Origin of the sequence: [Lactobacillus] timonensis (assembly GCF_900240275.1) — a bacterium.
Lineage (GTDB): Bacteria > Bacillota > Bacilli > Lactobacillales > Lactobacillaceae > Limosilactobacillus > Limosilactobacillus timonensis.
Map to the genome: position 1 here is coordinate 1,172,189 of NZ_LT964761.1, position 12,991 is coordinate 1,185,179.

At 47.1% G+C, this 12,991-nt stretch carries 12 protein-coding genes; 11 read left to right on the forward strand and 1 reads right to left on the reverse strand.

From position 1 onward, the window contains the following. The first annotated feature begins 122 nt into the window (after window positions 1–122). The 4 genes from C1710_RS05695 (at window position 123) to C1710_RS05710 (ending at window position 5,018) form a co-directional block, all read left to right on the forward strand. Entirely contained in the window at window positions 123–758 is a 636-nt protein-coding gene (locus C1710_RS05695) for a redox-sensing transcriptional repressor Rex (RefSeq protein WP_102280970.1), read from the forward strand. Window positions 759–957: 199 nt separating this feature from the next. Beyond that, window positions 958–1,242: a co-chaperone GroES gene (gene groES, locus C1710_RS05700; RefSeq protein ID WP_102280971.1), complete on the forward strand. Its 285-nt coding sequence runs from the start codon at window positions 958–960 to the stop codon at window positions 1,240–1,242. Window positions 1,243–1,293: 51 nt separating this feature from the next. After that, window positions 1,294–2,934 carry a chaperonin GroEL gene (gene groL / locus C1710_RS05705; RefSeq protein WP_102280973.1) on the forward strand — a complete coding sequence of 547 codons (1,641 nt, stop codon included), beginning with the start codon at window positions 1,294–1,296 and terminating at the stop codon, window positions 2,932–2,934. Window positions 2,935–3,179: 245 nt separating this feature from the next. Then, a complete protein-coding gene (locus C1710_RS05710; RefSeq protein ID WP_102280974.1) occupies window positions 3,180–5,018 on the forward strand; it encodes an APC family permease in 1,839 nt (612 codons plus the stop codon). A 96-nt stretch (window positions 5,019–5,114) separates the two neighbouring features. Here the strand turns inward: C1710_RS05710 and C1710_RS05715 are convergent, their stop codons facing one another. Then, window positions 5,115–5,744: a YigZ family protein gene (locus C1710_RS05715; protein ID WP_102280975.1), complete on the reverse strand. Its 630-nt coding sequence runs from the start codon at window positions 5,742–5,744 to the stop codon at window positions 5,115–5,117. Between the two features lie 50 nt (window positions 5,745–5,794). On the opposite strand from C1710_RS05715, the gene C1710_RS05720 reads away from it, so the two are divergent. The 7 genes from C1710_RS05720 (at window position 5,795) to C1710_RS05750 (ending at window position 12,980) form a co-directional block, all read left to right on the forward strand. Then, a complete protein-coding gene (locus C1710_RS05720) occupies window positions 5,795–7,129 on the forward strand; it encodes a DEAD/DEAH box helicase (RefSeq protein ID WP_102280977.1) in 1,335 nt (444 codons plus the stop codon). A 13-nt stretch (window positions 7,130–7,142) separates the two neighbouring features. Further along, window positions 7,143–7,790, forward strand: a complete 648-nt coding sequence (locus tag C1710_RS05725) for a ComF family protein (protein WP_235857977.1) — start codon at window positions 7,143–7,145, stop codon at window positions 7,788–7,790. Window positions 7,791–7,924: 134 nt separating this feature from the next. Next, entirely contained in the window at window positions 7,925–8,467 is a 543-nt protein-coding gene (gene hpf, locus C1710_RS05730) for a ribosome hibernation-promoting factor, HPF/YfiA family (RefSeq protein WP_102280979.1), read from the forward strand. 221 nt (window positions 8,468–8,688) lie between these two features. Beyond that, window positions 8,689–11,052, forward strand: a complete 2,364-nt coding sequence (secA, locus tag C1710_RS05735; RefSeq protein WP_102280981.1) for a preprotein translocase subunit SecA — start codon at window positions 8,689–8,691, stop codon at window positions 11,050–11,052. Between the two features lie 71 nt (window positions 11,053–11,123). Beyond that, a protein-coding gene (gene prfB / locus C1710_RS05740) for a peptide chain release factor 2 (RefSeq protein WP_102280982.1) occupies window positions 11,124–12,240 on the forward strand; the annotation gives its coding sequence in 2 pieces (ribosomal slippage) (window positions 11,124–11,195 and window positions 11,197–12,240; 1,116 coding nt in all). Between the two features lie 51 nt (window positions 12,241–12,291). Further along, window positions 12,292–12,636, forward strand: a complete 345-nt coding sequence (locus C1710_RS05745; RefSeq protein WP_102280983.1) for a PspC domain-containing protein — start codon at window positions 12,292–12,294, stop codon at window positions 12,634–12,636. Beyond that, window positions 12,633–12,980 carry a phage holin family protein gene (locus C1710_RS05750; protein ID WP_102280985.1) on the forward strand — a complete coding sequence of 116 codons (348 nt, stop codon included), beginning with the start codon at window positions 12,633–12,635 and terminating at the stop codon, window positions 12,978–12,980. The genes C1710_RS05745 and C1710_RS05750 overlap by 4 nt, the downstream gene beginning before the upstream one ends. Window positions 12,981–12,991: the final 11 nt, after the last annotated feature.

Sequence of the window (12,991 nt, forward strand, 5' to 3'; positions counted from 1 at the left end):
GCCATTTTCAGGACCAGGACAACATCAATAAAAACCCTTGATTAAGTATTCACAATATTTAGATAAATTGCTAAAATAATAGGCAGGTTATTTTCACAAACTAATTGAACGGAGGAAATAAAATGGCAACTCGTAAAATTCCACGAGCAACGGCCAAACGGTTGCCGGTTTATTATCGTTATTTAAACGTTTTACATAATACACAACAGCATCGGGTATCATCAAATGACCTGTCAAAGGCCGTTCAGGTTGACCCAGCCACTATCCGTCGCGATTTTTCCTATTTTGGTGAACTCGGCCGTCGTGGTTACGGGTACGATGTTGATAAGTTATTAGAATTTTTCAAGGGCATTCTCAACCAGGATAAGTTAACCAGTGTTGCCTTGGTCGGCGTTGGTAGCCTCGGCAGTGCGTTGATGAACTATAACTTCCATCAGAGTACTAACCTGCGGATCAGTGCTGCTTTTGACCCGAAACCAGAATTGGACAACCGGGTCAAGAGTGGAATCCCGGTTTACCCGGTTAGCGAAATGCAGCGGCAGTTGCGGGAACAACAAATTGACGTGGTCATCCTGACGGTTCCAGGTTCAGAGTCACAGCATGTTACTGACGAACTGGTTGAGGCGGGAGTGCACGGGATTTTGAACTTCACCCCGGTTCGCCTCCATGTTCCCAAGAATGTCTGGGTTCAAAATATTGACCTGACAAACGAATTACAAACGTTGATTTACTTTATTGAAAATAATAAGGACGATTAAGTATTTGCTCTATTAAGTGCGGAACAGCAAGATGCTGCCCGCGCTTTTTCTTTTCAGCAAGGAAAAGTCAAAATTGGTCAAATAATTGTTGCAATTTGGGCTAAGCATGTTATAGTAGAAGATGTGGTTAGCACTTAACGCAGATGAGTGCTAATTCTGCTAAATGATTGAAATTAAGTATTGAGATGGAGGGATTCACGTGTTAAAGCCATTAGGTGATCGTGTTGTTCTGAAGGCTGAAGAGGAAGAAGAAAAGACTGTTGGCGGCATTGTGCTGGCATCAAATGCTAAGGGCAAGCCAACAACTGGCACGGTAGTTGCTGTTGGTGAAGGTCGTCTCCTTGATAATGGACAAAAAGTAGCGCCAAGCGTCAAGGAAGGGGACAAGGTTCTCTTCGATAAGTACGCCGGCAATGAAGTAGAATACAACGGTGAAAAGTACCTTGTTGTTCACGAGAAGGATCTCGTTGCGGTAATTGACTAACTGGCGTTTGAGTTTACTGAAATTTAGGTTTGATTTTGAGGTGACAAAATAATGGCAAAAGAAATTCGTTTTTCTGAAGATGCACGCTCACGGATGCTGAAGGGTGTTGACAAGCTGGCCAACACTGTTAAGACTACCATTGGGCCAAAGGGTCGCAACGTTGTGCTGGAACAGCACTATGGTGCACCAACGATTACTAATGACGGTGTAACCATCGCCAAGAGTATCGAACTGGAAGACCACTTTGAAAATATGGGTGCTAAGCTGGTTTCCGAAGTTGCTTCTAAGACCAATGACGTTGCTGGTGACGGGACGACGACTGCCACTGTCCTGACACAGGCCATCGTTAACGAAGGAATGAAGAACGTTACTGCTGGTGCTAACCCGATTGGTGTCCGTCGGGGGATTGATAAGGCAACCCAAGCTGCAGTTGCCGGCTTAAAGAAGATGTCCCACGATGTTAAGACGAAGGATGACATTGCACAGATTGCTTCGATTTCTGCTGCTGACGAAAATGTTGGTAAGCTAATTGCTGACGCCATGGAAAAGGTTGGTCACGATGGTGTGATCACTATTGAAGACTCCCGTGGGGTTCAAACTAGTGTTGACGTCGTTGAAGGGATGAGCTTCGACCGTGGTTACATGTCACAGTACATGGTAACCGACAACGATAAGATGGAAGCTGACCTGGACAACCCATACATTCTCATTACTGACAAGAAGATCAGTAACATTCAAGACATCCTGCCACTACTTCAAGAAGTTGTTCAACAGGGGCGGGCATTGCTGATCATTGCTGACGACATTACTGGTGAAGCATTGCCAACACTTGTTTTGAACAAGATCCGGGGAACCTTTAACGTTTGTGCCGTTAAGGCTCCTGGCTTCGGCGACCGTCGGAAGGCTCAATTAGCTGATATTGCTATCCTGACTGGCGGGACAGTTATCTCTGATGACTTCGGGATGAACCTGAAGGACGTCACTGTGGACCAACTTGGGCAAGCTAACAAGGTTACTGTGACGAAGGATGCTACAACGATCGTGGATGGCAAGGGCAGCAAGGATGCCATTGCTGAACGTGTTGAACAGATTAAGAAGGCTATTGCTGAATCAACTTCCAGTTTCGACAAGGAAAAGCTGCAAGAACGGTTAGCAAAGCTGGCTGGTGGTGTCGCTGTTGTTAAGGTTGGTGCTGCTACTGAAACTGAATTGAAGGAACGCAAGTACCACATCGAAGACGCTCTTAACGCTACCCGTGCGGCTGTTGACGAAGGCTTTGTTCCGGGTGGTGGTACCGCATTGATCAACGTTATCCCTGAACTGGCAAAGCTTGAAGACGAAACTGAAGGTGACGAAAAGACCGGTGTTCGGATTGTCAAGGCTGCTCTGGAAGCACCTGTTCGTCAGATTGCTGAAAACGCAGGTGTTGAGGGATCTGTCATCGTTGACCATCTGAAGAACGAAAAGCCGGGTGTTGGTTACAACGCTGCTGACGGCGACTTCGAAGACATGGTTGACGCCGGGATTGTTGACCCAACTAAGGTTACCCGTTCAGCTCTTCAAAACGCAGCCTCAGTTTCATCATTACTGTTGACAACTGAAGCCGTTGTTGCTGATAAGCCGGAACCAAAGGATAACAACAATGCTGCTGGTGCTGCCGGTGCTCCTGCTGGCATGGGCGGTGCAATGTAGTCAACTGCAGTCAGTTAAAAATGGAGGTCTCGTTAATTAACGGGGCCTTTTTTCTACTCAAAGTCAAGTCATATCAGTATTTATTTACTGTTTTGACCTGGCTTTTTTGTTCGGACAAATTAAGTTTAGTGGTTCACCAAGCGACACTTAGGATCACAGTCGTTGCCTTTTTTGCTGGCAGAGTAGCTTTTCTCCGGTTACCTGTTGTAAAATAGCACAGTGACTTTTTATGGGAGGATAAAAATATGTGGCGTTATTTAAAACGCGTATTAATCGGTAAGCCGCTAAAGAGTCTTGATACTGGGCAAAGCAGCTTGACGAAGTTTAAGGCGCTGGCCATGCTGTCCTCGGATGCGATTTCGTCCGTGGCTTATGGACCAGAACAAATCGTGACGGTGCTGGTCACTTTGTCTGCAATGGCAATTTGGTACTCCATCCCCATTGCCTCAATTGTTTTGGTACTGTTGCTGGCTATTACGTTGTCGTACCAGCAGATCATTCACGCTTATCCTAGCGGTGGTGGTGCCTACGTGGTGGCCACTACTAACTGGGGGAAGACGGGTGGATTAATTGCTGGTGGATCGTTACTTGTTGACTATATGTTGACGGTGGCGGTTTCGACGACTTCCGGGACGGAAGCGATTACGTCTGCTATTCCCGCCTTGTATAAGTATTCGGTACCGCTTTCAATCTTGATCGTGCTCATGATTATGTTCATGAACTTACGGGGGATGAGCGACAGTGCTAACTTCTTAACGGTCCCCGTTTATTTCTTTGTCGTGATGATGTTCGTGATGGTTGTAGTTGGTGCGTTCAACGTTGCTACCGGCAAGATCACTTATCAGGCACCAGCTGACTATGGGACGCCGATTACCGGGATGACCTTTGTGCTATTTGTCCGTGCCTTCTCAGCAGGTTCATCATCTTTAACAGGGGTTGAAGCGGTCAGCAACGCTGTGCCAAACTTTAATGAACCTAAGGAGAAGAACGCCGCAACGACTTTGGCAATTATGAGTGCGATTTTGGCTTTCTTCTTCATTGCCATCATTTTCTTCGGCTTTTACTTAGGCGTTGTTCCTAACCAAAAAGTGACGGTCCTCTCACAAATTGGGACGGAGATTTTTGGCGGCCACGGCTTAGGTTTTTACCTTTTACAATTATCAACAGCCATGATTTTAGCGGTGGCAGCTAATACTGGATTTTCTGCCTTTCCGATCCTGGCATATAACATGGCCAAGGATAAGTTTTTGCCGCACGCCTTCATGGATCGTGGTGACCGGCTAGGCTATTCTAACGGGATTATTTCGCTGGCTGTGGGAGCCATTGTCCTAATTCTATTGTTCCATGGTCAAACTAATATGTTGATTCCACTTTATGCGGTCGGGGTTTTCGTGCCGTTTACTCTTTCCCAATCTGCCATGATTATTCACTGGTTCCGTGAGCGGTCCGGATTATGGCTGGGTAAGTCCTTCATTAACTTGGTCGGTGCACTAATTTCTTTGTTCCTGGTTGCCGCTCTCTTTTGGCAACACTTTAACAATGTTTGGCCATATCTAATCATTATGCCGATCTTGTTATTCATGTTTCATAAGATTCATCACCACTACATCAGCGTGGCAAAACAGCTACGGGTGGCAGAAAAAACGAAGGTTCAGCTGCATGACTATGACGGATCAACAGTTATCGTCCTGGTCGGCAATGTCACTCGAGTAACCAGGGGAGCGGTAAATTACGCACGCTCGATTGGTGATTATGTTATTGCAATGCACGTGTCCTTCGACGAAAACCGGGAAAAGGAACATAAGACGGCGAACGAGTTTAAGGCTGAGTATCCTGATGTTCGTTTTGTCGACCTTCATACTTCTTACCGGTCGATTGCTAAGCCGACCTTGCGTTTTGTCGATGAAATTGCCAAGAAGGCTGCTGAACGAAACTATTCGGTCACGGTCATGGTTCCACAGTTTGTGCCGAAAAAGCCATGGCAGTTGGCTCTTCATAACCAGACGAGTTTACGCCTGCGAGCGTTATTAAATTCTCGTGAAAATATTATCGTTTCAAACTATAACTACCACTTACACGAATAGGCAAGATTAAAGGGTAAGGGTGCCAGCAAAGCATCCTCACCCTTTTTGGTTAAATAGAGAAGTGTAAGAAAAAAAGCCTGAGGGCGACACTGACGGTTAGTCGTTGAAAGGAATCTCGCGAAAACGGCTAGGCCCTTTTTTGATTGTTAACTGGTTATTAAAACGGGTAGTTAGTGCCTGAGTTTGCTTTTTGACCGCCGATTGATCAACGAAGATCGTCATTGTAATGGAAGCGGCAAATTCTTCATGGTCGACCACTAGCTGGTGTTGCTGGCAATAGTATGTCAGCTGGTCGTGAAGCGGATAAGGGCAGTTAACTAACAAGACTTGTTGCTGAATACGGTTGACGATCCCGGCTGCCTCGACCCCGCCTGTTGTGGTATTGCTGTATGCGCGAATGAGGCCGCCAGCACCGAGTTTGATCCCACCAAAATAACGGGTAACGACGGCGACAACGTTGTGGAGGTGCTTCATTTGCAGTGCTTCAAGAATTGGCACCCCTGCAGTGCCACTAGGTTCGCCGTTATCGCTTTCTCGCTGAATTTCGTCGTGGTCACCGACTAGGTAAGCAAAGCAGTGGTGAGTAGCCTTGCGGTGTCGTTGCTTGACCTGGTCGATAAAGGAGAGCGCGTCTTTTTCACTGGTTACCCGGTAAACATTGCAAATAAAGCGGGATTTTTTGATTACTTGTTCGTATTCCGCATCGCGAGCAATTGTTAAAAACATTAGTCAAGTTTCCTTTCTTTTCTCGTATTTAACTAACGAGGAGGGAGAATATGGTATTAAGTGATTATTATGGCCGCCGGGTGCTAGTTTCCCGGTTATTAACCCCGTCTAGACCAGACATAACGGTGATGCCAACGATGAAGGTAACGGCGACTACCGTTCGCTGTTTGCGCTGCAATGCAGTTAGCAGCAAAAAATCCGCCGCCTTGCCACACCAGCAGTATTACTGCCGCCACTGCCTTCAGCTGGGGCGGGTAAGTACGTTAGATCAATTTTACCATGCAGAAGAACCAAATCAATTTCCAGTACAAAAGCATCCGTTAAGCTGGCGCGGTCGACTGTCGCCACTGCAGTCGCGGGTTTCTGCGACTATTTGCCAAGGAATGAACGACCACCAGCGTCAACTATTGTGGGCGGTAACTGGAGCCGGCAAAACAGAAATGATCTTTTCAGGTTTAGCAGACGCGATTGCACGCGGTGAACGGGTGGCTGTTGCGTCACCACGTGTTGATGTCTGTTTAGAGTTATTTCCCCGCTTACAAAAGGCCTTTGCCGGGGTACCTATTGCTCTGTTGCATGGTCGTCAGGAAGAAAAATATCATTACCGGCAACTAACGATTTGCACAACTCACCAGCTGTTGCGCTTCTACCATGCCTTTGATAATTTGGTGGTCGACGAGGTAGATGCTTTTCCCTATGCGGCTAACGAGGCGCTGCTGTTTGCGACCAAGCAGGCAGTGAAGGAAGACGGCGGGATTCTGATGATGACAGCCACCCCGGGACCAGTTTTATTGCGGGAAGCTCGTCAGCAAGAAATGGCAGTATCCTATCTTCCACTTCGTTATCATGGCTATCCTTTACCACAAATTGATGAAAGACTAGTTGGCAATTGGCGAAAACAACTTCATCGGGGGCGCCTGCCCCTAGTTGTTTACCGACAAATTGAACAATGGACGACAACAAAGCAGCGCTTTTTACTATTTGTGCCCCACGTCGCTGACTTAGAGCCAATTGCTGCTGCCCTAAAAAAGACTTGTCCCAGTTTGAAACTGACGACGGTTTATGCGGCTGACCCGCAGCGACTGGCAAAGGTGGCAGCGATGCGTCAACACCAAGTACAAGCGTTAGTCACGACAACTATTCTCGAGCGCGGGGTGACTTTTCCGGGGATTGACTTGGGGGTCCTGGGGGCTGATGCCCCGGTTTTTTCTTCGTCAGCGCTGGTGCAAATTGCCGGTCGAGCGGGCAGGGCTAAAGAACGGCCAACGGGGAAAGTCTGTTTTTGGGTTAGCAGCTGCTGTCGCAATGTTAACGAAGCTCGCCGTCAAATTGCTGCCCTCAACCGGCGGGGAAAGCGGTTGAGAAATGAACTGTCTCTTATGTAACCGGCGGTTAACAATGAAATTATCCTGGCACCAATTGCTGGGATGCGGTCTTGGAAAGGATGAAGCGGTGTGCCGGGAATGCCGGAGTCAATTTTTAACATACTCACCGCCGCATTGCCGTGGGTGTGGGCGGACGACTGAAGAAGAACCGTTCTGTTTGGAATGTCAACGGTGGGACCAGAAACTTGGTTGGCATTTAAGACACCAATGTATTTTCCAGTATAATCAGGCCATGAAGGAATATATACACCGTTATAAGTTTCAGGGCGACTATTTATTACGAAAGGTCTTTAGCGGAATAATGACGGCTAAGGTTAAGCAGGAAGAGGCTGACGTAGTCGTACCTATTCCCGTTTCGCAATCCACCCTGCTAAGCCGTGGATTCAACCAGGTGACAGGTTTAGTGGAAGTTCCACTGGCCACCCCACTTGCAGTAGTCGAACAAGAAAAGCGTCCCCAGTCGAGCCGAAGTCGAGAAGAGCGGTTGGCAATTCCACAACCATTTTGCTGGGAAGATGAGCATTTTCGCCAGATACTTATTGGTAAACGAGTATTGCTTATTGATGACGTTTATACAACTGGACGAACAATGTATTATGGGGCCGCTTTATTACGACAAGCGGGTGCGAAAAGTGTGAAAAGTTTAAGTCTAGCCGGTTAAGCTTTTGCGAAAACGGTTCCTTTTCCGTTGTTAATCCCTTAAAACTACACTATAATAAAGACAGGATATGAGAAGAGTGGTCCTTCTGATATCAGAACAAGCGATTGCGCTTGGACTGAAAGGAGAGAATTGCAATGCTAACATTTAATATTCGTGGTGAAAACGTCGAGGTTACTGAGGCAATCCGGAACTACGTTATTAAGCGGATCAGCAAGCTGCAAAAGTTTTTTGATGACAGCGTGCAGGCGATTGCTCATGTGAACTTGAAGGTTTACACGAACCGTTCATACAAGGTTGAAGTAACGATTCCGCTACCGTTCTTGACGCTGCGGGCTGAAGAAACTTCAAACGACATGTATGGCAGCATTGACCTGGTAACGGATAAGCTTGAGCGCCAAATCCGTAAGTACAAGACTAAGGTTAACCGCAAGTCACGGGAAACTGGTCTTCGTCGGCCAGAATTCGTCGAGGATGACAACTCTAACGAACCAGAAGATGATTTGAAGATTGTTCGGACTAAGCAGATTTCCCTGAAGCCGATGGACTCAGAAGAAGCGGTTCTGCAGATGGATATGCTTGGTCATGACTTCTTTATTTTCCAAGACGCCGACACTGACGGTACGAGTGTTGTATACCGCCGTAAGGATGGCCGCTACGGCTTAATCGAAATCGACTAGGACGCATGATTAACTCGTTAGTAATTTAATTGTGACTTGGACAAGGCTGGTGCAGTTGTTGCACCGGCTTTTTGTATTAGCTAATCTTTTTAGTCTCTGGCAAGTAAATTGGTTCTCAATAATGGCTGTGCATGGTAAAATAAAATGTATTTAATTGATAATGCCGAAGTGGGCACAAAACCATTTTGGCGGCAAATTTGCTAATGGGGAAGGACGCTTACATGGCAAACATACTGAGAAAATGGATTGAAAGCGACCGTCGCGAATTGCGGCGCTTAGACAAAATCGCTAATAAGGTCGAAGGCTACGCCAAACAGATGGACGAGCTGACCGACGAACAACTGCAGGCCAAGACTCCTGAGTTTAAAAAACGGCTCAAAAATGGTGAAACACTCGATGAGTTATTACCTGAGGCCTTTGCGGTGGCCCGGGAAGGTGCTAAGCGGGTGTTAGGCCTTTACCCGTTCCACGTCCAGATTATGGGGGGAATTGTCCTTCACGAAGGCAATATTGCTGAAATGAAAACTGGTGAAGGGAAGACCTTAACGGCGACGATGCCAGTTTATTTAAACGCACTGACTGGCAAGGGTGTTCACGTTATTACGGTTAACGAATACCTATCAAAACGTGACGCTACCCAAATGGGACAGCTCTACAATTGGCTCGGTTGTACCGTTGGTTTTAACAGCGCTGAAAAGTCGCCGGACGAGAAGCGACAGGCTTACCAGCAAGACATCATGTACTCGACGAACAGTGAAATTGGGTTTGACTACCTTCGTGACAACATGGCGGTTTATAAAGAAGACCAGGTTCAACGGGGGCTTAATTACGCGATTGTCGACGAAGTGGATTCGATCCTCATCGACGAAGCACGAACTCCGCTGATTATTTCCGGTCCTGGCTCAGGGACTTCTAAGCTTTACCAGCAGACTGACCGGTTCGTCAAAAAACTCAAAAAGGATCTTGACTACAAGGTTGACTTGGAGTCAAAGACCGTTTCGCTGACTGACTCTGGGATTAAGAAGGCTGAACAGTACTTTAACTTGAAGAACCTTTATGATCCAGAAAACACGGCGCTGACTCACCACTTGGATCAAGCCTTGCGGGCTAATTACATCATGCTCAAGGATAAGGACTACGTGGTTCAGGACGGTGAAGTTATGATTGTTGACTCCTTTACCGGCCGAATTATGCAGGGCCGTCGCTTCTCAGATGGTCTGCATCAGGCAATTGAAGCCAAGGAACACGTGCAAATCCAGGAAGAAAACAAGACGATGGCTAACATCACCTACCAGAACCTTTTCCGGATGTACCACAAGCTGGCGGGGATGACGGGGACGGCAAAAACAGAACAAGAAGAGTTTCGTGAGATTTACAACATGCAGACGATCACCGTCCCGACTAACCGTCCTGTGGCCAGAAAAGACGAGCCAGACCTGCTTTATCCAACTCTGCAAAGCAAATTCAGAGCTGTAGTGGCCCGAATCAAAAAGCTTCACGAAAAGGGGCAACCTGTGCTGGTGGGGACAGTGGCCGTTGAAACCTCAGAATACCTGTCACAGCTGTTAGATAAAGAACATATCCCGCACGTTGTTTTGAACGCTAAGAATCATGCAAAGGAAGCCGACATCATTAAGAATGCCGGTCAGGTTGGTGCGGTAACTATTGCGACTAACATGGCCGGGCGGGGCACCGATATTAAGTTGGGCCCCGGTGTGAAGGAACTGGGCGGTTTGGCAGTGATCGGGACTGAACGGCACGAATCACGACGGATTGATAACCAGTTGCGGGGACGTTCAGGTCGTCAGGGTGATCCTGGTCTGTCTCAGTTCTACCTGTCACTCGAAGATGACTTAATGCGGCGTTTTGGTGGCGACCGGATCAAGAACTTCTTGTCGCGGATGAACGTGGCTGAAGAAGACGCAGTCATCAAGAGCCGCTTCCTGACCCACCAGGTTGAATCTGCACAAAAGCGGGTTGAAGGTAACAACTATGACTCACGGAAAAACGTCCTGCAGTACGACGACGTAATGCGGGAACAGCGTGAAATCATCTACAAGGAACGTCAGCAGGTGATTACCGAGAAAAAGTCGCTGAGGTGGGTTCTGATGCCGATGGTGAAGCGGACCATTGAACGGGAAGTAGACCAACATACACTAGGCGAGCAAAAGGACTGGAAGCTCAACGAATTAGTTGATTTTGCCGTCGAAGTGATTGTTAAGCCGGATCAGATCAGTGTTGATGACCTGAAAGGGAAGTCAAAAGAAGAGCTGGTGGACTACTTAATGAGTCTCGCCGAAAAGGTTTATGACGAGAAAAAAGAACAACTTTACGACGACTCACAAATGCTTGAATTCCAAAAGGTAGTTATTTTACGGGTTGTCGATTCTCACTGGACAGACCACATTGACGTGATGGACCAGTTCCGTCAATCTGTGGGACTACGGGGATATGGGCAACTCAACCCGCTGGTTGAATATCAGACTGCCGGGTACCACATGTTTGAGGGAATGATTGCCGACATTGAATACGAAACAACCCGACTCTTTATGAAGTCGGAAATTCGGCAAAATGTAACACGTTAAGCAAAGTTAGCGGGACGGGGATGAGCAGTGATGTGCATTTCTGCCCCGCTTTTGGAAGAGAGGTTTTTTGAGTGGAACTAAGTGACGCAAGTCGAGAAATAGAAGCCATGCAAAGAGAAATTGCGCGCTTCGGGAGGTCTCTTTGACCTAGATGCGCTAGACGAAGAGATTGCCGAGCGCGAACAGCAAATGGCTCAACCGGATTTTTGGGATAACAACGAAAAAGCCCAGCAAGTCATCGAAGAGAGTAACTTAATGAAAGAAAAGCGGGATAATTTTGTTGATTTGCGTGATGCGGTTGCGGATCTGGAGACATCAGTAGAATTGCTGAAAGAGGAACCAGACGACGATTTATGGGCAGAGTTTGAAGATGACTTTCAAAAGACTAAGCAACGGTTGGCAGATTACCGGTTGACCCAGTTGCTTAACGAGAAATACGATGCTAAGAATGCCATCTTGGAAATTCATCCTGGTGCTGGTGGGACAGAGGCTCAGGACTGGGGTGAGATGCTGATGCGGATGTACATGCGTTGGGCAGACCGGCGCGGCTTTAAAGTGGAGCTGGCATACTACGAAGCCGGTGAAGAAGCCGGGATTAAGTCGGTGACCTTGCTAATTGAGGGACATAACGCTTATGGCCTCTTACGTTCCGAAAAAGGGGTGCACCGGTTGGTCCGAATTTCACCTTTTGATGCCGCTTCACGGCGCCACACCTCGTTTGCCTCGGTAGATGTTATGCCAGAATTAGACGAGTCGATTCACGTTGATATTAATCCAGACGACTTACGGGTTGATGTCTTTCGGTCTAGTGGTGCTGGTGGGCAGCACGTTAACAAGACTAGCTCTGCTGTTCGGATTACTCACTTACCAACCGGCATTGTCGTTTCTTCACAAGCAGAACGATCGCAGTTACAGAACCGAAAAACAGCAATGAATATGCTAAAGTCCAAACTCTATGAATTAGAAGAACAAAAGAAGGCTGAACAGCGCGCCAAGATTGAAGGGAAGCAACTGGATATCGGCTGGGGCTCACAGATTCGTTCCTACGTTTTTCATCCCTACACCCTGGTTAAAGATAACCGGAGTGGGCATGAAACCCACGATGTGCAAGGGGTTATGGACGGTGACCTGGATCCGTTTATTGATGCGTACCTGCAATGGCAACTTAGTCAAAAGAACCCGCAATAAATGGTGAAATGAAATAAAATAAGTGATGATTTGAGAAGGGAGTTGGTATAAATGGCAAAACGGGAGGAACAGCGATGCCGCCTATTCCGTAGCTCCACCGACCGCTACATTGCTGGTGTTTTAGGTGGTTTCGGCCAGTATTTCCACATTAAAAGTTCGGTCTTACGGGTAATTTATGTTAGTTTGACCGCGATTTCTGGGATTTTTCCGGGAGTGCTTATTTACTTCATGATGGCCTTGATTATCCCGCCAGATCCGCATGACAACGGAGTTTTTGGTATTCTGACACGGCTATTTAATCAGTGGAATAATCCGTTTAACCGTCGACCACAGCGTAAACAGTTACACGATGTTCATGAAGAGGACGTTGACGAAAAGAGGGTGGACCATAAATGATTCGTGGAATTGTAATCAACACCATCTTGTTTGTTATCCTGACATACATTTTTTCCAGTACAGGTTTATTCTATGTGTCCAGTTTTGGGGTCGCCCTGTTAGCTAGTATTGTATTGGCCATCCTTAACGTTTTGGTGCGGCCAGTTTTGTGGCTTCTCTCACTGCCTATCAACATTCTGACGCTGGGGCTATTTTCAATCATTTTAAACGCGGTGATGTTGCAGCTAACGTCAGCAGCGGTTAGCAATCAACGCTTTTACTTCTCGTCATTTGGCGCATCGTTGCTGATTGCGATTTTAATGTCGATCTGTAACGCGGTGATTAGTGGTCTGTTTGTCGACTGAGGGGGAATTTA